Source organism: Streptococcus oralis, assembly GCF_026782125.1.
In the GTDB taxonomy this organism is placed as follows: Bacteria; Bacillota; Bacilli; order Lactobacillales; family Streptococcaceae; genus Streptococcus; species Streptococcus oralis_CE.
On record NZ_JAKUVY010000008.1, the window covers coordinates 20,458 to 41,164 of the forward strand.

Sequence of the window (20,707 nt, forward strand, 5' to 3'; positions counted from 1 at the left end):
AATTCCTTCTCGTACACAAAAATAGACTATATGTCTAAAAAAGTATTTTTCACCTTGTAATTTAGATTTTTTTCTGTATAATCTATTATATCAAAATTTTAGACAATATGTTTAAAAAAGGAGGAAATATGTTTAAAGAATGGAAAGCAATATTTATAAAACCGACCTTTATCATTGTAATGATAGGGATTTCTCTCATTCCAGCTTTATACAACATTATATTTTTATCATCCATGTGGGATCCATATGGTCAATTGTCAGAGTTACCTGTAGCAGTTGTCAATAAAGATAAGGAAGCTTCTTATAATGGACAGACAATGACAATAGGTGAAGACATGGTGTCTAATTTAAAAGAAAATAAGTCTTTAGATTTTCATTTTGTTAATGAAGAGGAAGGAAAAAAAGGGCTAGAAGATGGTGATTACTACATGGTAGTGACTTTACCAAGTGACCTATCTGAAAAAGTGACCTCTATCCTAACGAATCATCCTGAACAAATGCAGATTGATTATCAGACGTCAAGTGGTCATAGCTTTATTGCAAGTAAGATGAGTGATTCTGCAATGACACAATTAAAACAAACCGTCTCTACGAATGTAACTGAAACATACACTAAGGCTTTATTTCAAAAAATGAATGATTTGAAGTCTGGAATAAATAAAGCAGCCGATGGAAGTGAACAATTGGCTAATGGAGCCAATCAGTTGGTAACGGGAAGTCAAACGTTGACGACAAATCTTAATACTCTAGCTAATTCAACTGTAACTTTTTCAAATGGAGCGGATCAATTTACAAAAGGCTTATCTAGCTATGTGTCTGCTATAGAGCAATTACATATTGGTTTAGTAACTTTTAATAGTGGTTTACAAAGTTATACAAATGCTGTCTCACAAGTTGACACTGGACTTGGTCAATTAGCTTCAAAAACTCCTGAGTTGGTGACAGGTGTAAATGAGCTAAATACAGGTATAAAGTCTTATACAGGTGGCGTTTCACAACTGGATACAGGTCTCAATCAATTTTCAGTTGGTGTAAATGCATATACAAGTAGTGTGAAAGAACTTTCTAACGGAACAAGTCAATTATCCAATCAATCAGATACACTAAGAGATGGAATGGAGCAATTAAATACTGGTATTAAAGAAATTTCAAATCAACTGAATTCCTCATCTCAACAGAATGAACAAATAACTCAATTAGCAACTAGTCTAGGAGAACTAAATAAAACACTACAAGCTCTTACAATATCAGATAATACTCAACTGAAAAGTGCATTGTCAGAAGCTTTGCCAAATCTAACAACTCTTGCACAGGATATTGTGACCAAAAGTCAGGCAGAACAAGAGAAAACTCTTACTAACCTTCAATCAACAGCTACTTATCAATCTCTTACAGAGGAACAAAAGAAAGAACTGACAGAAGCTATTTCTAAAAATTCTAATTCTACTATTGAGTCAGCAAAAACAATTTTAACGACAGTAGGAGGATTGAAAGAAAGTATAGAGAATTCAGAACAACAAGTATCTAATCTATCTGATGTGCAGACGAAAGCAAATCAACTCTTACCTGCAGCATCTAGCTCCTTGACAACATTGTCAAATGGATTTACAAAATTTCAAACTGCTGTAGATAATCAGTTAGTTCCTGGAAGTCAGTCAATTGAAAAAGGAGTTGTAAACTATACTAAAGGACTGGATACTATTTCTATAGGTGCTAATCAACTAAGTGAAAAGAATGCAAGTTTAACAACTAGTCTGGATCAATTAGTTTCTGGATCAAGTAAGTTGACAGAAAATACATCAAGCTTGACAGCTGGAGTAGATGCGTTAGCTGGAAAAGCTCCAGAATTAGTATCAGGTATAGAAAGCTTGTCAACTGGTTCTGCTCAATTGAATAATAAGAGCCCAGAGCTGATAGCAGGTATTACTAAATTACAATTTGGCTCTGGTCAATTAACAGACAAATCAACACAGTTACTTTCTGCAGCATCCCAACTAGGAAGTGGTGCTATGAAGATTGCAGATGGTGCTGGAAAACTAGCAGAAGGTGGAACAACCTTAACCTCTAGTCTTGAAGATTTACAGATAGAAGTTGATTCATTAGGACAAGGATTAGGCAATGCTAACAATCAACTCAAATCAGCTTCAACAGAATCTGAAAATGCAGAAACATTATCTGATCCTCTAGTTCTCTCAAAAACAGACAATGATCAAGTTCCTGTAAATGGGATTGCCATGGCTCCTTATATGATATCAGTTGCTCTTTTTGTTGCTGCTATATCTACTAATATGATTTTTACTAAGTTGCCTTCTGGACGTCATCCAGAGAGCCGCTGGGCTTGGTTGAAGTCTCGCTCTGAAATAAATGGGATTATCGCTGTCTTAGCAGGTGTTTTAGTTTATGGAGGTGTCCGTCTTATTGGATTGACTGCGAACCATGAGATGAGGACCTTGATTCTAATTATAATCACAAGTTTAGCTTTCATGTCTATGGTGACAGCTTTAACAACTTGGAATAGCCGTATTGGAGCTTTCTTCTCTCTTATTTTACTTTTATTACAGTTAGCATCAAGTGCAGGGACCTATCCTCTAGCTTTGACAAATGATTTCTTTAAAGGTGTCAATCCTTGGTTACCAATGAGTTACTCTGTATCAGGTTTACGACAAACAATCTCTATGACAGGAAATATTCATCACCAAGTAATTTTCCTTATTATAACACTAGCTTTCTTTACTGCTTTAGGCATGCTAGCTTATCAACCTAAGAAAATGGAAGAAGATTAAAAAGATTGACCAAAGAATTGGTCAATCTTTTTCTGTCTTAGATAAATTTCGTCTGTGATTATAGATCCCAAAAAGAAGAAGGGCAGTTACTGAGCAGGCTGCTCCAATAACAAAACCATTGGGGATAAAGGAAAGTGTAATGGTGCCTTTTCCCTTTGGAACATCAACTTTCATAAAACCGGTTTGAGCCTGCTTGATTTCAAGTTTTTTCCCATCTTGGTATGCAGACCAACCTTTGTCATAAGGAATTGTGAAGAAAATAGAGGTATCTTGTTTTACTTCATATGCAGCAAAGACTTTATTTTTAGAGGTGGATACTTCTACAGGTTGTTCTTTAATCTTTTGAATTGCCTCAGTAAGAGACTGAGTATCTAAACGATAGAAGGTCGGAGATTCAAATGACACCTGAGAATTCCCAGGGAAACTAACACTGATATTGAAAGTTTTTTGTTCTTCAGTATAACCCAAATTAAAGAAATTAAATGCATTGTCAGTTGTAAAAGTCTTCTTTTCACCGTTGACAAGGATATCAACTTTCTTTTGCTTATCGTTTGTAAAATGAAGATTTGAAAAAGAGAGATATACTTGACTATTTTGAGGAACCTCAATTTGATAATCAATCTTTGCATCTTCATTCGCAGAACCTGTGATGCTGGTTAAACCTTCAGAATTATCTGTTTTATCATATGTTATTTGGGAGAAGTAATCTAAGTTGAGATTAGCAAGCTGGTTTATAAATAAAGCCTGATTATCTAGAGTGTGATTGTTAAAGTTTACATCAGTGTAAATAGATTGAGTGGCAAAGGAAATGGGTAAAGAGAGTTGATTTTTATATAAGGTTAAATGATCCTTTTGATAAATCTCTTGAAAGCCATACTTATCAAGTGAAGTTTCAGAAATATTGTACTGGATTCCAAATAAACTGTCTGCTAAAAGGCTGTTATTTGCATAACGGAGATTGAGGTTGGTTCCAGAGGATTTGAATCCCAGTTTATCTAAACTAGTGCTAGCTGAGCGATTTCGTACAGACGAAAATTGAGAGATTCCATTGTAGTTAAATTTCATACTGTCATTTCCAGTCTGAATTTGCAGTTTTTCAGTACGTGTAAATGGATTGTCAATTTGGGTTAGAATGGATTCCATAGCGGTGATATCTCTATTATAGGCGTTACGAGAAGCAAAGGCCCATTCTTTAGCTATTCCTTCCATTTGAGATGAAGCATTTAAGCTTATCTCAGCTGTTATAAATAAAGACAAGAGAATTGCAAATAGATTTATAGAGATAAATTTTCTAATGACTGCAAGAAGTAAAAGAGCATAAACTAGTAGAAATTCAAGAGTGAGCAGGATATTCAAATCAGTTAAAAAAGAATAGTGTGATTTAAAATAGACAGTGGCCAAAAATCCTGTTAGTACAAGAAAAAGTGAGACAAATAGATTCCATAGCTTCAGTTCTTTCAGACGATTTAAGACTTCTGCTCCAGTATAAATTAACAGAGTAGAAAAAATCCAAGCATAGCGATGTAAAAACATATTTGGGGTATGCATCCCTTGCCAAAATAAATCGAGGGCCTCTATATAAAAGCTTGTTATTAAAAAAGTGAAAAAAATTGCATAGGTAAGTTTCACGTGAAACCTTATGGATTTTATTGTGAAAAATAGAATGGTCAAAATAAAAGGGAGTAATCCAACAAAAATCATTGGTATAGATCCATACTTAGTTGTATCAAAAGATCCAATGAATTGTTTTGCGAAAATATCCAGATACCAGCTACTATCTGTCTTTAATTTTGTGATGGTAGTCAACTTCTCACCATGAGTTTGTAAATCAAACAGTGTAGGAAGAGTCATAATCAAACTAGCCATTCCTGCTAAAAAGGAGGTAACAACAAAATCAAGAAAAGATGATTTTCGAGTTTTAAAGTCCCAAGAAATTTGACAGAGATACCAGAAAATAAGAAACAATGCTGTCATATACCCAAAATAATAATTTTGAATAAATAAGATTGACAAACTTGTAAAGTATAGTAGGCGTTTCTTTTGTGTTATAAGTAGGTGTAAACCAGTTATAATTAAAGGAATCAAGATAAAAACATCTAGCCAAGTTTTTATCTCTAACTGACTGACAGTGAAGCTCATTAAAGCATAGGAAGTAGATAAGGCAAGTTTTAAAAATTTTGGGATATCTTTAAATAATCTAGTCAAACTAAAGAAGGTTGACAGACCAATCAATCCAAATTTTAAGAGAGTGGTCAGATAGACAGCATCTGGCATATTTGACAGATTAAAAAAGTAAACCAGAGGTGAGAGAAAACTACCCAAGTAATAACTAGATAGAGCATAGAAATTCAGTCCGAGGCCACTTGTAAAGGTGTAAAACAAACTGCCATTTCCATGTAGGATGTTTCGTAAAGCCACATCGAAAATAACGTATTGATGGAAACCATCTCCTAATAGTGGAGATGTATCGCTATTCCAATAGATACCTTGAGTTAGGTATACTCCTGTCATAATCGCTACAGGAATGATGAAAGAAACAAAATAGGTCCAATATGTTTTAAAAAATGATTTCATGTTACCTCGTAGAATGATAGAAAACTCAGTTGGTTAATCCAACTGAGTTTTGAAGTCTTATTTAGTCTTTCCAAAGTTCTTTAACTTTTGCTTGTACTTCTGCATTCTCTAAGAATTCATCATAGGTTTCATCAATACGATCGATGACGCCATTCTTAGACAAAACAATGATGTGGTTTGCCAAAGTTTGGATAAACTCGTGGTCATGACTGGCAAAGATGATTGATTCTTTAAAGTTTTTCAATCCATCGTTCAAGCTTGAGATAGATTCCAAATCTAAGTGATTAGTTGGATCATCAAGTACAAGTACATTTGATTTCAGAAGCATGAGTTTTGAAAGCATGACACGTACTTTTTCTCCCCCTGACAAGACGTTTACAGGTTTGTTAACTTCATCTCCAGAAAAGAGCATACGACCAAGGAAACCACGTAGGAAGGTATTGTCATCTTCTTCTTTACTTGCAAATTGACGCAACCAGTCAAGGATTGACTCTCCTCCTGCAAAATCAGCCGAGTTGTCTTTTGGCAAGTAAGAACGGCTAGTAGTAACTCCCCACTTGACAGTTCCTTCATAGTCGATGTCACCCATAATTGCACGAATTAATGCAGTCGTTTGGATGTCATTTTGTCCAATAAGAGCTGTCTTATCACCTGGACGCAAGATGAAACTAATATTGTCTAGGATAGTTTCGCCATCAATCTTTACAGTTAGATTTTCTACTGTCAAGAGATCATTACCAATCTCACGTTCTGCTTTAAAGTTGATAAATGGGTATTTACGACTAGATGGCACAATCTCTTCTAGTTCAATCTTGTCAAGCATTTTTTTACGAGACGTTGCTTGTCTTGACTTAGAAGCGTTGGCAGAGAAGCGAGCAACGAATTCTTGCAATTGCTTAATTTTTTCTTCTGCCTTAGCATTACGGTCTGCTAGCAATTTAGCAGCAAGCTCAGAAGATTCCTTCCAGAAGTCATAGTTTCCAACATAGAGTTTGATTTTTCCAAAGTCAAGGTCGGCCATATGAGTACATACTTTGTTTAAGAAGTGACGGTCATGGGATACAACGATAACGGTGTTATCAAAGTCAATCAAGAAGTCTTCTAACCAAGTAATAGACTGGATATCTAAACCGTTGGTTGGCTCGTCCAAGAGAAGAACATCTGGTTTACCAAAAAGTGCTTTAGCAAGGAGAACCTTCACTTTTTCACCATTGGCTAATTCGCTCATGTTTTGATAGTGCAATTCTTCTGGAATATTAAGATTTTGAAGTAGTTGAGACGCCTCACTCTCTGCCTCCCAACCTCCAAGTTCGGCAAATTCACCTTCGAGTTCGGCAGCACGCACACCATCTTCATCTGAAAAATCTTCCTTCATGTAAATGGCATCTTTTTCTTTCATGATGTTGTAAAGTTTTTCATTTCCCATAATGACGACATCAATAACTCGCTCGTCTTCATAGTCAAAATGATTTTGACGGAGAACAGAGAGACGTTCATCTGGACCAAGAGAGATGTGACCAGTTGTTGGCTCGATATCACCAGCTAAGATTTTTAAGAATGTAGACTTCCCAGCACCATTAGCACCAATTAATCCGTATGTATTTCCTTCTGTAAATTTGATATTGACATCATCAAAAAGTTTGCGATCACTAAAACGTAGTGAAACATCAGATACTGTAAGCAATGTTTTTCTCCTATATTTGTAATATATTTATTCTACTAGAAAAGAGAAAAATATTCAAATTTTTCTTTGTCAATTTTATATCAACTAAATTTACAGTTTTGTTTACAGTGTATTGGCTATTTGATTTAAAAAATTTTCTGTTATTTTAACAAAAAAATGCTATAATTGAAGAGACCATTTCGAAGGAGAAAAAAATGACGAAACCCATTATTTTAACAGGAGATCGCCCAACAGGAAAATTGCATATTGGACATTATGTTGGGAGTCTTAAAAATAGAGTATTACTGCAGGAAGAAGACAAGTATGAGATGTTTGTTTTTTTGGCGGACCAACAAGCATTGACAGATCACGCCAAAGACCCTCAAACGATTGTAGAATCGATTGGGAATGTTGCCTTAGATTACTTAGCAGTTGGATTAAATCCAAGTAAATCAACTATCTTTATTCAAAGCCAGATTCCAGAGTTGGCTGAGCTGTCTATGTACTATATGAATTTGGTGTCACTAGCTCGTTTGGAACGGAATCCGACAGTAAAAACAGAGATTGCTCAAAAAGGGTTTGGAGAAAGTATTCCGACAGGATTTTTGGTTTATCCTATTGCGCAAGCAGCAGATATTACTGCCTTCAAGGCTAATTATGTTCCTGTTGGAACAGATCAGAAACCAATGATTGAGCAGACCCGCGAGATTGTTCGTTCTTTTAACAACGCATATAACTGTGATGTCTTAGTGGAACCAGAAGGTATTTATCCAGAAAATGAGAGAGCAGGACGTTTGCCTGGTTTAGATGGAAATGCTAAAATGTCTAAATCCCTTAATAATGGTATTTATCTAGCAGATGATGCGGATACATTGCGTAAAAAAGTCATGAGTATGTATACTGATCCGAATCATATTCGAGTGGAGGATCCAGGTAAGATTGAAGGAAATATGGTTTTCCATTATCTAGATGTGTTTGGTCGTCCAGAAGATGCTCAAGAAATTGTGAATATGAAAGAGCATTATCAACGTGGAGGTCTTGGTGATGTAAAAACGAAACGTTATCTACTTGAAATATTAGAACGCGAACTTGGTCCTATTCGTGAGCGCCGTATTGAATTTGCTAAGGATATGGGAGAAGTGTACAATATGCTTCAAAAAGGTAGTGAGAAAGCGCGTGAGGTTGCGGGGCAAACTTTATCTGAAGTTAAGAAAGCAATGGGACTAAATTATTTTAAATAATGGATAAAATATGAATCGTAAAACTATCTCTTCCATAGGATCATAGGGATAGTTTTTTTATGATTTCTACCATAAATATAATTGACAAATTTTCATAGAATGGTATGATAGATACAATACAAAAAGAGTCAAGCTCAAAAAGAAAGAAAAGAGGAAACTTCAATGTCTAATTGGGATACTAAATTTTTAAAAAAAGGTTTTACCTTTGATGATGTATTGCTCATTCCAGCAGAAAGTCATGTGTTGCCTAATGATGCAGATTTAACAACAAAATTGGCAGATAATCTGACTTTAAATATCCCAATTATAACAGCCGCCATGGATACAGTCACAGAAAGTCAAATGGCTATTGCTATTGCTCGTGCGGGTGGTCTTGGAGTAATCCATAAAAATATGTCTATTGCGCAACAGGCGGATGAAGTTCGCAAGGTAAAACGTTCTGAAAATGGTGTTATTATTGATCCATTCTTCTTGACTCCAGAACATACCATTGCTGAGGCAGACGAACTGATGGGACGTTACCGTATCAGTGGTGTTCCAGTTGTAGAAACACTTGAAAATCGTAAATTGGTTGGTATTCTAACAAACCGAGATCTTCGATTTATTTCAGATTACAATCAACCAATCTCAAACCATATGACCAGTGAAAATCTTGTTACTGCTCCTGTGGGTACAGATCTTGCAACAGCTGAACATATTCTTCAAGAACACCGTATTGAAAAACTTCCATTGGTTGACGAAGAAGGTCGTCTTTCTGGCTTGATTACTATTAAGGATATTGAAAAAGTTATTGAGTTTCCAAATGCTGCCAAAGATGAATTTGGTCGTCTTCTAGTTGCTGGTGCGGTGGGTGTCACTTCAGATACATTTGAACGTGCAGAGGCTCTCTTTGAAGCAGGGGCTGACGCAATTGTTATTGATACTGCACATGGTCACTCTGCTGGGGTTCTACGTAAAATTGCTGAAATTCGTGCTCACTTCCCAGATCGCACTTTGATTGCTGGTAATATTGCAACTGCAGAAGGTGCGCGTGCTCTTTATGATGCGGGTGTGGATGTTGTCAAAGTTGGGATTGGACCAGGTTCTATCTGTACTACTCGTGTGATTGCAGGTGTGGGTGTCCCACAAGTGACAGCAATTTATGATGCGGCAGCAGTTGCGCGCGAATATGGAAAAACGATTATTGCTGATGGTGGAATCAAGTATTCTGGAGATATTGTAAAAGCCCTTGCTGCAGGTGGAAATGCAGTTATGCTTGGTTCAATGTTTGCTGGAACAGATGAAGCACCAGGTGAAACTGAAATTTTCCAAGGACGTAAGTTTAAGACTTACCGTGGTATGGGATCAATCGCTGCAATGAAGAAAGGTTCAAGCGACCGTTACTTCCAAGGTTCTGTCAATGAAGCAAACAAACTCGTTCCAGAAGGAATTGAAGGCCGTGTTGCCTATAAAGGCGCAGCAGCTGATATTGTCTTCCAAATGCTTGGTGGTATTCGCTCTGGTATGGGTTACTGTGGTGCAGCTAACCTTAAAGAATTGCACGACAACGCTCAATTTATTGAAATGTCTGGGGCTGGTCTAAAAGAAAGCCATCCTCATGATGTACAAATTACTAATGAAGCACCAAACTACTCCATGTAAGAAGTAAAAAAGAACTCCTGAAATCCAGGAGTTCTTTTTGTTTACATAGTTGTCAATTTTGATTTACAGATATTCTACCGTTTTGGATGTTGAAAATACTAAGGTTTTCTGGCAAGTTTTGTAAGTGGTCTAAACTTGTTGTTGTAATAAAGGTTTGGATAGATTGAGAAATGGTTTCTAGTAATTTTAGTTGCCGTGTATTGTCAAGTTCGCTCATAACATCATCAAGCAGTAGTATCGGAGACTCATTGGTAATAGTTTCCATTAGCTCAATCTCTGCTAGTTTGACAGAAAGTACAAGACTACGATGTTGACCTTGACTTCCAAAACTAGCATCCATAGCATTGATATAGAAAGTAATGTCATCTCGATGAGGGCCGACACCAGTATTCTTTTTGAACAAATCTCTTGATCTGCTTTTCTCTAAAGCCATTTTAAAAGAACTTGTTAGCTGTTCTTCATCAATGAAGTTGACAGATGATTGATAAGATATTGACAACTCTTCTAATTTATTTGAAATCTCTAAGTGTTTTTTTTGACCAAATTTCTCTAGGTCTTTAATGAATTTTATCCGATGCCTTATGACGCGACATCCATATTCTACTAACTGATCATCTAAGACTGACAGAAATGTTTCATCAATCTTCTGGCTGGATTTTAGGTAAGTATTTCTTTGCTTGAGTATATGGTTATAGTTTGACAAGTCTGACAAGTAGATTGGTTTAATTTGTCCCAGTTCGATGTCTATAAACTTTCGACGGACAGAAGGCGCTCCTTTAATTAGTTGGAGATCTTCAGGTGCGAAGAGGACAACATTCATATGTCCAATGTAGTCTGATAGGCGAGCTTGTTTTAAGTGATTGACCTTAGTCACACGCCCTTTTGGTGTTAAATCAATTTCTAGAGGGATAGAGCTTGTTTTTTTCTGTAGCAAGCCAGAAAGACGGAGTTGCTCGTTATCAAAATGAATGAGATTTTTATCTGTACGAGTCCGATGACTACGTGTCAAGGCCAAGAAATAGATTGCCTCTAGAATATTGGTTTTTCCTTGTGCATTTTGACCTAGAAAGACATTTAATTTTGGATTGAAATCAATTTTTGCCTCTTTGTAGTTTCGAAAGGTTTTAATTGTTAAATGTTGGAGCCACATGGTTATCTTCCTGGAAAACGTGGAACTTGTTTGGTTTTAGGTGATGAAGAAGTTTTTTGTTTTTCTTTCTTGACACCTTTATTCATCTCTTTGACAAGTTTAGCAATTCGCTCTTTCTCAATCTTATCTGCTTGATACTCTTCTTGCTCTTTTAAACTTGGTTTTGTCAAGGTGATGTCAATCTTTAAATCGGGAATGTCAATCGTATCTCCAATACGGATTTTTTTCCCACGTCTACTTTCTAACTCACCATTAAAATAAACTTGATGATCTATTAAAAAGGATTTGATAGCACCACCGCTTTGTATAATTCCAAGTTCTTTTAGGAGGGCTTGGAGCGTAATAAATTCTTCAAATAATTTGTATTCCATAATTCACCTCAATCTTTGGTATTATACCATATTTTCCTTGAAATAGCTGAAGGAAAGTTAGCTGAAATGAAAACGGTTTTACTCTTTAAAGCTATAAAGAGAACAAGAAAAATTTTGATTTTCGTGGTATAATAGAACTCTATATGTAAGGAGGTAAGGTATGGAATTAGTGCCTGGAATTTCAGCACATTTTGTTCAATCCAAAAAGTTTAAAACAAATAAAATCACTATTCGTTTTACTGCTCCCTTATCTCTTGAGACAATAGCAGGGCGCATGTTGAGCGCGAGTATGTTGGAGACGGCAAATCAAGTTTACCCAACATCTCAAGTATTTCGCAGATACTTGGCAAGTTTATATGGAACAGATATTTCCACAAGTTCTTATCGTAGGGGACAGGCACATATTCTTGACTTAACGTTTACCTATGTAAGGGATGATTTCTTAAGTAAAAAGAATGTCTTGACTTCTCGAATTTTGGAATTAGTGAAACAGACTTTATTTGCTCCCTTAGTTCAAGATGGTGCTTTTGAGCCAGCCTTATTTGAAATTGAAAGAAAACAGTTGTTGGCTAGTTTAGCTACTGATATGGATGATTCATTTTATTTTGCTCATAAGGAGTTGGATAGCTTGTTCTTCCATGATGAGCGTCTTCAATTGAGATACAGTGATTTACGAAACAGCATTTCAAATGAGTCTCCAGAAAGTAGCTACACTTGCTTTCAAGATGCTCTGAAAAATGATCGAATTGATTTCTTTTTCATAGGTGATTTTAATGAAGTAGAAATTACAGAATCGCTGAAGTCATTACCCTTTACAGTTAGAGAGAATGGCGTCACTATCCAGTACCATCAATCTTATTCGAATGTCTTAAGAGAGGGAATGGTTCAGAGGAATGTTGGGCAATCTATTTTGGAATTAGGCTATCATTCTCCTGTAAAATATGGTGATGATGAACATTTGCCTATGCTTGTTATGAATGGTTTGTTGGGTGAATTTGCACATTCGAAACTTTTTACAAACGTTCGTGAAAATGCTGGAATAGCCTACACAGTCTCTAGTCAACTGGATTTGTTTAGTGGTCTGTTAAGGATGTATGCGGGGATTGATAGAGAAAATCGAAATCAGGCTAGAAAAATGATGAATCATCAATTGCTAGATTTGAAAAAGGGTAACTTTACAGATTTTGAACTTGAACAAACTAAGGAGATGATTCGACGATCTTTGTTGATGGCTCAAGATAATCAACAGACCCTAGTTGAAAGAGTCTATTTGAATTCTCTATTGGGGAAATCAAGCTTCGATATTGATCGATTGGTGGCAAAATTAGAGAATGTTGATAAAGAAGCTGTATGTAAAGCTGCCAACAGTTTGAAGTTACAAGCGATTTACTTTATGGAAGGAGTAGAATGACAAAGGTTGCTTTTGAAGAAAAATACTATCCTGCTGTAAAGGAAACAGTCTACAAAACACAATTGTCAAATGGATTGACAGTTTCTTTACTCCCTAAGCAAGATTTTAATGAGGTTTATGGGATTGTAACGGTTCAATTTGGTTCTGTAGATGCAACTTATACAAACTTGGAAAAAGGTTTACGTCATCATCCAGCAGGAATTGCACATTTTCTTGAACATAAATTGTTTGAAAGAGAAAATTCTGAGGATATAATGGCTGCGTATACTCGATTAGGTGCGGACAGTAATGCCTTTACAAGCTTTACTAAGACCAGCTATCTTTTTTCAACAATTGACCATCTATTAGAAAATTTAGATTTGCTAGATGAGTTAGTCGGAGATGTTCATTTTACAGAAGAGTCTGTTTTGAGGGAACAGGATATTATCCAGCAAGAACGAGAAATGTACCAAGATGATCCAGATTCACGTTTGTTTTTTGCAACATTAGCCAACCTTTATCCTGATACTCCTTTAGCGACAGATATAGTTGGAAGTGAAAAATCAATTTCTGAGATTCAAGTTTCAAATTTAAAAGAGAATTTTACAGAGTTTTACAAACCTGTCAACATGTCACTGTTTTTAGTTGGAAATATTGATGTGGAAGTTGTTGAGGAATACTTTTCGAAAAAGGAAAAGGAAGTTTCAAACCAGTTTACAGTTTCAAAAGAGCAACTCCTTTTGCAGCCTGTGAAGCAAACAGATAGTCTTCGGATGGAAGTTTCTTCACCCAAACTTGCTGTTGCGATTAGAGGTAATGGGCAAATAACAGAAGCTGAGTCTTATCGTTACAATATTTTATTGAAATTACTATTTACGATGATGTTTGGTTGGACTTCTGACCGTTTTCAAAAGTTATATGAGACTGGGAAGTTAGATGCGTCATTGTCGCTTGAGGTTGAAGTCAACAGTCGCTTTCATTTTGTGATATTGACAATGGACACCAAAGAGCCTGTTTCTCTGTCACATCAATTTCGTAAAGCGATTCGTCAGTTTAGTAGTGATGCGGATATTACAGAGGAACATTTAGATCTTGTTAAGAGTGAGATGTTTGGTGAGTTTTTCAGTAGCATGAACTCTTTGGAATTTATTGCAACTCAATACGATCCGATGGATCGCGGAGAAACAATTTTTGATTTTCCGAAAATTTTACAGGAAATTACTTTGGAGGATGTTCTAGAAGCTGGACATCGTTTGATTGATAATGGTGATCTAGTTGATTTTACAATCTTTCCAGCTTAAAAGATGACTAATACTAGAAAGAAGGAATGGTACGTATGAGAAAAAAAACAATTGGCGAGGTTCTACGTTTAGCCAGAATTAACCAGGGATTGAGTTTAGAAGAATTGCAGGAAAAAACTGAAATTCAGTTGCATTTTCTAGAAGCCATGGAGGCAGATGATTTCGATTTACTTCCTAGTACCTTCTACGCTCGTTCTTTTTTAAGAAAATATGCCTGGGCAGTAGAGTTAGATGAAGGAATTGTTTTGGATGCCTACGATTCAGGCAGTATGATTACCTACGAAGAGGTAGATGTCGATGAAGAAGACTTGTCTGGTCGCAGACGATCAAATAAGAAAAAAACGTCTTATCTCCCCTTGTTTTATTTCGTTCTATTTGCTTTGTCAATTTTAATTTTTGTCACTTACTATGTTTGGAACTACATCCAAACTCAGCCAAGTCCTTCTTCAGCTAATTATAGTGTTGTGAACTCGACTAGTTCCACAACCTCATCTAGTTCATCTTCTAGTAGTCAGACGTCTAGTTCGTCGTCTACTACGGAATCAACTATTACAGTGTCAGGCGAAGGAAACCGTATTGAGGCTCGCTATAAAACGAGTAAGGAAACGGCTACGGTTCAACTTGTAGTTTCAGATACAGCTAGTTGGGTTAGTGTTTCAGGAAGTGAGCTGGAGGGTGGTGTGACACTATCCGCAGACAATAAGAATGCAAAAACAACAGTTTCAACTAAGAATCCCGTTACCATTACTTTAGGTGTAGTGAAGGGAGTTACTGTGACTGTGGACAATCAAACAATCGATACCTCGAAGCTGACAACTCAGACTGGAACTGTAACACTTACATTCACTACAGATTAAGGAAAAATCAATGAAAAAAGAACAAATTCCTAATGTATTAACTATTGTTAGAATTCTCTTTATACCTCTCTTTATTCTTATTTTGACTTTGGGCCATTCACAAGTCAGTCACCTGCTGGCAGCGATCATCTTTGCAGTTGCTAGTATAACGGATTATCTTGATGGCTACCTTGCTCGTAAATGGAATGTAGTCAGCAACTTTGGAAAGTTTGCTGATCCGATGGCCGATAAGCTGTTGGTTATGTCAGCTTTTATCATGTTGATTGAGTTAGGTATGGCTCCAGCTTGGGTTGTTGCTATTATCATCTGTCGTGAACTTGCGGTGACAGGCTTGCGTTTGTTGCTTGTTGAGACGGGAGGGACAGTTCTAGCAGCAGCGATGCCTGGGAAAATCAAGACCTTTAGTCAAATGTTTGCCATTATCTTTTTGCTCTTACATTGGAATTTAATTGGTCAGCTGTTGCTTTATATCGCTTTGTTTTTCACTATCTACTCTGGCTATGATTATTTCAAGGGTAGCGCTCATATATTCAAAGGGACATTTGGTTCGAAATGAAATCGATTATTGAAGTAAAAGATCTGTCTTTTCGTTACAAGGAAGACCAGGATCATTATGATGTTAATAATGTCTCGTTTCACGTGAAACGGGGAGAATGGCTTTCAATTGTAGGTCATAATGGGAGTGGAAAATCGACAACTATCCGTTTGATTGATGGCTTGCTTGAAGCAGAGTCTGGGGGAATCTGGATTGATGGGCAATTGCTGTCCTCTGAGAATGTTTGGGACTTACGCCGTCAAATTGGTATGGTTTTTCAAAATCCAGATAACCAATTTGTGGGGGCAACTGTTGAAGATGATGTCGCCTTTGGATTAGAAAATCAGGGACTTCCTCGAGAAGAAATGAAGAAGAGAGTGGCTGAATCTTTGGAGTTGGTAGGTATGCTGGACTTTAAGAAGAGAGAACCAGCTCGTTTATCTGGTGGACAAAAACAGCGGGTAGCTATTGCGGGAGTTGTTGCCCTGAGGCCAGCTATTTTGATTTTGGACGAGGCTACAAGTATGTTGGATCCTGAGGGACGCAGAGAATTGATTCAGACAGTTCAAGAGATTCGAAAAGACCGCCAGATGACAGTCGTCTCCATTACACATGATTTAGAGGAAGTTGCGATGAGTGACCGTGTATTGGTCATGAAAAAAGGCCAAGTGGAGTCAACCAGTAGCCCAAGAGAACTTTTTTCTCGGAATGACCTTGACCAGATAGGGTTAGATGAGCCTTTTGCTAATCAATTGAGAGGCTCTTTGAGAGAGACAGGTTATCAGTTGCCGGATGGCTATTTGACAGAAAGAGAGCTAGAGGACAAGTTATGGGAATTACTCTAGAAAATGTGAGCTTTACCTATCAAGAGGGGACTCCCCTATCTTCATCAGCCTTGACTGATGTTTCCTTGACGATTGAGGATGGTTCCTATACGGCTTTGGTAGGGCACACAGGTAGTGGGAAATCAACGATTTTACAGCTTTTAAATGGCTTATTGGTACCAAGTAAGGGTTCTGTTCGAGTTTTCGATACCGTCATTACCCCTACATCAACCAATAAAGAAATTCGTCAGATTCGAAAGCAAGTCGGTCTAGTGTTTCAATTTGCTGAAAATCAGATTTTCGAAGAGACTGTTTTGAAAGATGTTGCATTTGGACCGCAAAATTTTGGAGTTTCTGAGGAAGAGGCCAAGAAAATTGCGCGTGAAAAGTTAGCCTTGGTAGGCATCGATGAGTCACTCTTTGAGAGGAGTCCATTTGAACTTTCGGGTGGTCAGATGAGACGTGTGGCCATTGCAGGTATGCTAGCGATGGAGCCTACTGTCTTGGTTTTGGATGAGCCAACAGCAGGGCTAGATCCTTTGGGCAGAAAAGAATTGATGACTCTGTTTAAAAAACTTCACCTTGCTGGAATGACAATCGTCCTGGTAACGCATTTGATGGATGATGTAGCTGCATATGCTGATCAGGTCTATGTTATGGAAAAGGGGCGTTTGGTCAAAAGTGGCAAACCGAGCGAAGTTTTCCAAGATGTAGCCTCTATGGAAAAAGTACAGTTAGGTGTGCCTAAAATCACAGCCTTTTGTAAACGTTTGGCAGATAGGGGTGTAGCTTTTAAAAAACTGCCAATCAAGATAGAGGAGTTTAAGGAGTCGCTAAATGGATAGTATGATTTTAGGGCGTTATATACCAGGAGATTCCATCATTCATCGCTTGGATCCCCGTAGTAAATTGCTCGCTATGATCCTGTTGATTTTGATTGTATTTTGGGCCAATAATCCCCTCGCCAATCTCATTCTTTTTGTAGCAACAGGTATATTTATCGCTTTGTCGGGCGTTTCCCTCTCATTTTTTGTTCAGGGATTAAAATCCATGTTTTTCTTGATTGCTTTTACGACTCTATTTCAACTCTTTTTCATTTCAAGTGGAAATGTCTTATTTGAGTTTTCTTTTATAAGAATAACGGATTATGCTTTGCAGCAAGCTGGGATTATTTTCTGTCGTTTTGTGTTGATTATTTTCTTTTCAACCTTGCTAACATTAACGACCATGCCTTTGAGTCTGGCAGCTGCAGTTGAAGCTCTTTTAGCGCCGCTGAAACGTGTGAAAGTTCCCGTTCATGAAATTGGTCTCATGTTATCAATGAGTTTGCGTTTTGTTCCAACCTTGATGGATGACACGACGAGAATTATGAATGCTCAAAAAGCCCGTGGAGTTGACTTTGGCGAGGGTAGCATCGTTCAAAAAGTAAAGGCTATGATTCCGATTTTAATTCCTCTTTTTGCGACGAGCTTAAAGCGTGCAGATTCATTGGCAATTGCCATGGAAGCGCGTGGTTATCAGGGAGGAAAGGGTAGAAGTCAGTATAGACAGTTGAGATGGAGTCAAAAGGATACACTGGCAATTCTTGTGATTTTGGTACTTGGATGTTTCTTATTTTTCTTAAAATCTTAGCAGGTTTGTAGGATTGATAAGAAGCTCACAGTAGCAGGTTTTTAGTATAAAGGTAGGAATATGAACCGTTTTAAAAAATCAAAATATCTAATCATCGTTTTTGTCACAGTTCTGGCAGTTTCTGTACTATTAGTGACAACCTATTCAAGTGCTATTGTGACGAAACTAGGAGATGGGATTTCCTTAGTAGATAGAATTGTTCAAAAACCCTTTCAGTGGTTTGATACTTTCAAATCGGATTTGGGACATTTGACGCAGACGTACAATGAAAATGAGAGTCTAAAGAAACAGCTTTATCAACTAGAGGTGGAATCTAATCAATCAGAAAGTTTAAAAAATGAAAATGAACAACTACGTCAGTTGCTGGATATGAAGTCAAAATTGCAGGCTACAAAAACCATTGCAGCAGATGTGATTATGCGAGCTCCAGTATCTTGGAAACAAGAGTTAACAATTGATGCAGGAAGTTCAAAAGGAGCTTCTGAAAATATGTTGGCCATTGCAAACGGGGGCTTGATTGGTAGTGTTTCAAAAGTAGAGGAGCATTCAACAACGGTCAACCTATTGACAAACACCGAAAATTCAGACAAAATTTCTGTTAAAATCCTGCATGGCTCTACTGAAATTTACGGAATCATCGTTGGTTATGACAAGGAGTCTGAACTGCTTAAAATTAGCCAATTAAACAGCAACAGTGACATTAGCGCAGGAGACAAGGTGACTACAGGGGGGCTCGGAAGCTTTAATGTTAAGGACATTCCTGTTGGAGAAGTTGTTGCTATAACACACAGCAGTGATTATCTAACAAAGGAGGTAACAGTAAAGTTAAGTGCTGACACCAAAAATCTTCATGTGGTAGAGTTAGTGGGGAATTAGCAATGAGACTGTTAAAACAAATTGGTATTTTCTTTTTACTCCCTTTTGTCGTACTAATTGATGTACATATTGGACAATTAGCGGGATCCTTCTTCCCTCACTTTCATTTAGCAAGTCATTTTCTGTTTTTATTTCTCTTGTTTGAGACAATTGAGGTTTCAGAATATCTCTATCTAGCTTATTGCTGTATAGTGGGTTTGGTGTACGATATCTATTTTTTCCACTTGATAGGAATTGCGACGCTTCTATTTATCTTGATAGGTGCTTCGCTCCATAAATTTAATAGTGTAATTTTGCTAAACCGTTGGACAAGAATGTTAACAATAGTTGTGATGAGTTTCCTATTTGATATGGGGAGCTATCTCCTTGCTCTTGCTATGGGATTGACAGTAGAATCGATGCCAGTTTTCATCGTCTACAGCCTTGTCCCATCAATGATTTTAAACTTTTTATGGATGCTTATTTTCCAATATATTTTTGAAAAATGTTATCTATAAGAAAGAAATAAAAATGTAACAAAGGCGTAATATTTATTATGTCTTTTTTTGGTATACTAGTAATGTCTTAAATAGAAGGAGTATCTACACAATATGAAGAAAAAAATCTTAGCGTCACTTTTATTAAGTACAGTATTAGTGTCTCAAGCGGCGGTATTGACAACTGTCCACGCTGAAACAACTGATGAAAAGATTGCTGCTCAAGATAGTAAGATTAGTAATTTGACATCTCAACAAAAAGAAGCTCAAAAACAAGTAGATGAAATCCAAACGCAAGTTACAGCTATCCAAACTCAACAAACGAACTTGGAAGCTGAGAATGAAACTCTACAAGCTGAATCTAAAAAACTTGAAGGAGAAATTACAGAGCTCTCTAAGAACATTGTTGCTCGTAATGAATCTTTGGAAAAACAAGCACGTAGCGCACAAACAAACGGTGCTGCAACTAGCTACATCAATACAATTGTAAACTCAAAATCAATTACGGAAGCTATTTCACGTGTTGCAGCGATGAGCGAGATCGTATCAGCTAACAACAAAATGTTGGAACAACAGAAAGCTGATAAGAAATCTATCGCTGAAAAACAGGTTGCAAATAATGAAGCAATCAACACTGTCGTTGCGAACCAACAAACGCTTGCTGACGATGCACAAGCATTGACAACAAAACAAGCAGAGTTGAAAGTTGCTGAGTTAAACCTTGCTGCAGAGAAAGCTACTGCAGAAAGCGATAAAGCTACTTTGTTGGAACAAAAAGCAGCAGCAGAGGCAGAAGCAAAAGCAGCAGCTGAAGCAGAAGCGGCATATAAAGCACGTCAAACAAGCCAACAACAATCAGTTGTTGCTTCTGGAAATACAACACTTTCAGATCAAGTGCAAGCAACTTCAAGCTCTTCATCAGATGATGATTCAAGCTACACTCCAGCACCTGCACCAACTCCAACAAGACAGCGTCCAACATATAGTACAAATGCTTCAAGTTATCCAACTGGTGAATGTACTTGGGGAGCTAAAACATTAGCACCTTGGGCTGGAGATTACTGGGGTAACGGAGCACAGTGGGCTACAAGTGCAGCAGCTGCAGGATTCCGTACAGGATCAACTCCACAAGTTGGTGCGATTGCATGTTGGAATGACGGTGGATATGGACACGTAGCGGTTGTTACAGCAGTTTCATCATCAACTAGCATTCAAGTATCAGAATCAAACTATGGTGGAGATCGTACAATCGGTAACAAACGTGGATGGTTCAACCCAACTACAACTTCTGAAGGTTACGTTACTTATATCTATCCAAACTAATGAATGAAACGAAGAGGCTCGATTGAGTCTCTTTTATTATTTTTTATCGAAAGCAAGGCCGAAATCTATC

The 20,707-nt window shown here is 37.2% G+C and carries 17 protein-coding genes; 13 read left to right on the forward strand and 4 right to left on the reverse strand.

Annotated elements, in window-relative coordinates; genetic code table 11:
- Nucleotides 1–128 precede the first annotated feature (128 nt).
- Nucleotides 129–2,783, forward strand: coding sequence for a YhgE/Pip domain-containing protein (locus MK385_RS08545; protein ID WP_268725820.1), 2,655 nt, complete (start codon nt 129–131; stop codon nt 2,781–2,783).
- Nucleotides 2,784–2,804: 21 nt separating this feature from the next.
- Here MK385_RS08545 and MK385_RS08550 read toward each other — a convergent pair whose 3' ends face one another.
- On the reverse strand, nt 2,805–5,357 hold the full coding sequence (locus MK385_RS08550) for a YfhO family protein (RefSeq protein ID WP_268725821.1): 2,553 nt from the start codon (nt 5,355–5,357) through the stop codon (nt 2,805–2,807).
- 61 nt (nt 5,358–5,418) lie between these two features.
- On the reverse strand, nt 5,419–7,041 hold the full coding sequence (locus MK385_RS08555) for an ATP-binding cassette domain-containing protein (RefSeq protein WP_000958793.1): 1,623 nt from the start codon (nt 7,039–7,041) through the stop codon (nt 5,419–5,421).
- Nucleotides 7,042–7,235: 194 nt separating this feature from the next.
- Between MK385_RS08555 and trpS the strand changes: the two genes are divergently transcribed.
- Both trpS and guaB read left to right on the forward strand, forming a co-directional pair.
- A complete protein-coding gene (gene trpS / locus MK385_RS08560) occupies nt 7,236–8,261 on the forward strand; it encodes a tryptophan--tRNA ligase (protein WP_042768698.1) in 1,026 nt (341 codons plus the stop codon).
- A gap of 162 nt (nt 8,262–8,423) precedes the next feature.
- Nucleotides 8,424–9,902 (forward strand): IMP dehydrogenase, encoded by a 1,479-nt coding sequence (gene guaB / locus MK385_RS08565; protein WP_000073406.1) that lies wholly within the window; start codon nt 8,424–8,426, stop codon nt 9,900–9,902.
- A 52-nt stretch (nt 9,903–9,954) separates the two neighbouring features.
- Here guaB and recF read toward each other — a convergent pair whose 3' ends face one another.
- Complete coding sequence (recF, locus tag MK385_RS08570; protein ID WP_042768699.1) at nt 9,955–11,052, reverse strand: DNA replication/repair protein RecF; 1,098 nt, start codon at nt 11,050–11,052, stop codon at nt 9,955–9,957.
- Between the two features lie 2 nt (nt 11,053–11,054).
- Nucleotides 11,055–11,423, reverse strand: a complete 369-nt coding sequence (gene yaaA / locus MK385_RS08575) for a S4 domain-containing protein YaaA (RefSeq protein ID WP_042768700.1) — start codon at nt 11,421–11,423, stop codon at nt 11,055–11,057.
- Nucleotides 11,424–11,583: 160 nt separating this feature from the next.
- Between yaaA and yfmF the strand changes: the two genes are divergently transcribed.
- The 10 genes from yfmF to pcsB all read left to right on the forward strand — a co-directional run bounded on the left by yfmF (nt 11,584) and on the right by pcsB (nt 20,637).
- The gene (yfmF, locus tag MK385_RS08580) at nt 11,584–12,834 is read left to right on the forward strand and encodes an EF-P 5-aminopentanol modification-associated protein YfmF (protein ID WP_042768702.1); all 1,251 of its coding nucleotides are present in this window, start codon (nt 11,584–11,586) and stop codon (nt 12,832–12,834) included.
- The gene (gene yfmH / locus MK385_RS08585) at nt 12,831–14,114 is read left to right on the forward strand and encodes an EF-P 5-aminopentanol modification-associated protein YfmH (RefSeq protein ID WP_042768704.1); all 1,284 of its coding nucleotides are present in this window, start codon (nt 12,831–12,833) and stop codon (nt 14,112–14,114) included. The genes yfmF and yfmH overlap by 4 nt, the downstream gene beginning before the upstream one ends.
- Nucleotides 14,115–14,149: 35 nt before the next feature.
- Nucleotides 14,150–14,971, forward strand: a complete 822-nt coding sequence (gene rodZ, locus MK385_RS08590) for a cytoskeleton protein RodZ (protein ID WP_185755902.1) — start codon at nt 14,150–14,152, stop codon at nt 14,969–14,971.
- 10 nt (nt 14,972–14,981) lie between these two features.
- Complete coding sequence (pgsA, locus tag MK385_RS08595) at nt 14,982–15,527, forward strand: CDP-diacylglycerol--glycerol-3-phosphate 3-phosphatidyltransferase (protein WP_268725822.1); 546 nt, start codon at nt 14,982–14,984, stop codon at nt 15,525–15,527.
- Nucleotides 15,524–16,351: an energy-coupling factor ABC transporter ATP-binding protein gene (locus MK385_RS08600; RefSeq protein WP_268725823.1), complete on the forward strand. Its 828-nt coding sequence runs from the start codon at nt 15,524–15,526 to the stop codon at nt 16,349–16,351. Before pgsA ends, MK385_RS08600 begins: the two co-directional genes overlap by 4 nt.
- Nucleotides 16,336–17,175, forward strand: a complete 840-nt coding sequence (locus tag MK385_RS08605; protein WP_000513210.1) for an energy-coupling factor transporter ATPase — start codon at nt 16,336–16,338, stop codon at nt 17,173–17,175. Before MK385_RS08600 ends, MK385_RS08605 begins: the two co-directional genes overlap by 16 nt.
- The gene (locus MK385_RS08610) at nt 17,168–17,962 is read left to right on the forward strand and encodes an energy-coupling factor transporter transmembrane component T family protein (protein ID WP_000377878.1); all 795 of its coding nucleotides are present in this window, start codon (nt 17,168–17,170) and stop codon (nt 17,960–17,962) included. Before MK385_RS08605 ends, MK385_RS08610 begins: the two co-directional genes overlap by 8 nt.
- A gap of 60 nt (nt 17,963–18,022) precedes the next feature.
- A complete protein-coding gene (gene mreC / locus MK385_RS08615; RefSeq protein WP_268725824.1) occupies nt 18,023–18,838 on the forward strand; it encodes a rod shape-determining protein MreC in 816 nt (271 codons plus the stop codon).
- A gap of 2 nt (nt 18,839–18,840) precedes the next feature.
- Nucleotides 18,841–19,335 (forward strand): rod shape-determining protein MreD, encoded by a 495-nt coding sequence (mreD, locus tag MK385_RS08620; RefSeq protein ID WP_268725825.1) that lies wholly within the window; start codon nt 18,841–18,843, stop codon nt 19,333–19,335.
- A 93-nt stretch (nt 19,336–19,428) separates the two neighbouring features.
- Complete coding sequence (gene pcsB, locus MK385_RS08625; protein ID WP_255778207.1) at nt 19,429–20,637, forward strand: peptidoglycan hydrolase PcsB; 1,209 nt, start codon at nt 19,429–19,431, stop codon at nt 20,635–20,637.
- Nucleotides 20,638–20,707: the final 70 nt, after the last annotated feature.

Coding starts and splice junctions, on each gene's coding strand:
- trpS (WP_042768698.1), top strand. CDS start 7,236: ATGACGAAACCCATTATTTTAACAGGAGATCGCCCAACAGGAAAATTG.
- MK385_RS08550 (WP_268725821.1), bottom strand. CDS start 5,357: ATGAAATCATTTTTTAAAACATATTGGACCTATTTTGTTTCTTTCATC.
- pgsA (WP_268725822.1), top strand. CDS start 14,982: ATGAAAAAAGAACAAATTCCTAATGTATTAACTATTGTTAGAATTCTC.
- rodZ (WP_185755902.1), top strand. CDS start 14,150: ATGAGAAAAAAAACAATTGGCGAGGTTCTACGTTTAGCCAGAATTAAC.
- yfmF (WP_042768702.1), top strand. CDS start 11,584: ATGGAATTAGTGCCTGGAATTTCAGCACATTTTGTTCAATCCAAAAAG.
- pcsB (WP_255778207.1), top strand. CDS start 19,429: ATGAAGAAAAAAATCTTAGCGTCACTTTTATTAAGTACAGTATTAGTG.
- MK385_RS08545 (WP_268725820.1), top strand. CDS start 129: ATGTTTAAAGAATGGAAAGCAATATTTATAAAACCGACCTTTATCATT.
- mreD (WP_268725825.1), top strand. CDS start 18,841: ATGAGACTGTTAAAACAAATTGGTATTTTCTTTTTACTCCCTTTTGTC.
- guaB (WP_000073406.1), top strand. CDS start 8,424: ATGTCTAATTGGGATACTAAATTTTTAAAAAAAGGTTTTACCTTTGAT.
- MK385_RS08610 (WP_000377878.1), top strand. CDS start 17,168: ATGGATAGTATGATTTTAGGGCGTTATATACCAGGAGATTCCATCATT.
- MK385_RS08600 (WP_268725823.1), top strand. CDS start 15,524: ATGAAATCGATTATTGAAGTAAAAGATCTGTCTTTTCGTTACAAGGAA.
- yaaA (WP_042768700.1), bottom strand. CDS start 11,423: ATGGAATACAAATTATTTGAAGAATTTATTACGCTCCAAGCCCTCCTA.
- mreC (WP_268725824.1), top strand. CDS start 18,023: ATGAACCGTTTTAAAAAATCAAAATATCTAATCATCGTTTTTGTCACA.
- yfmH (WP_042768704.1), top strand. CDS start 12,831: ATGACAAAGGTTGCTTTTGAAGAAAAATACTATCCTGCTGTAAAGGAA.
- MK385_RS08605 (WP_000513210.1), top strand. CDS start 16,336: ATGGGAATTACTCTAGAAAATGTGAGCTTTACCTATCAAGAGGGGACT.
- recF (WP_042768699.1), bottom strand. CDS start 11,052: ATGTGGCTCCAACATTTAACAATTAAAACCTTTCGAAACTACAAAGAG.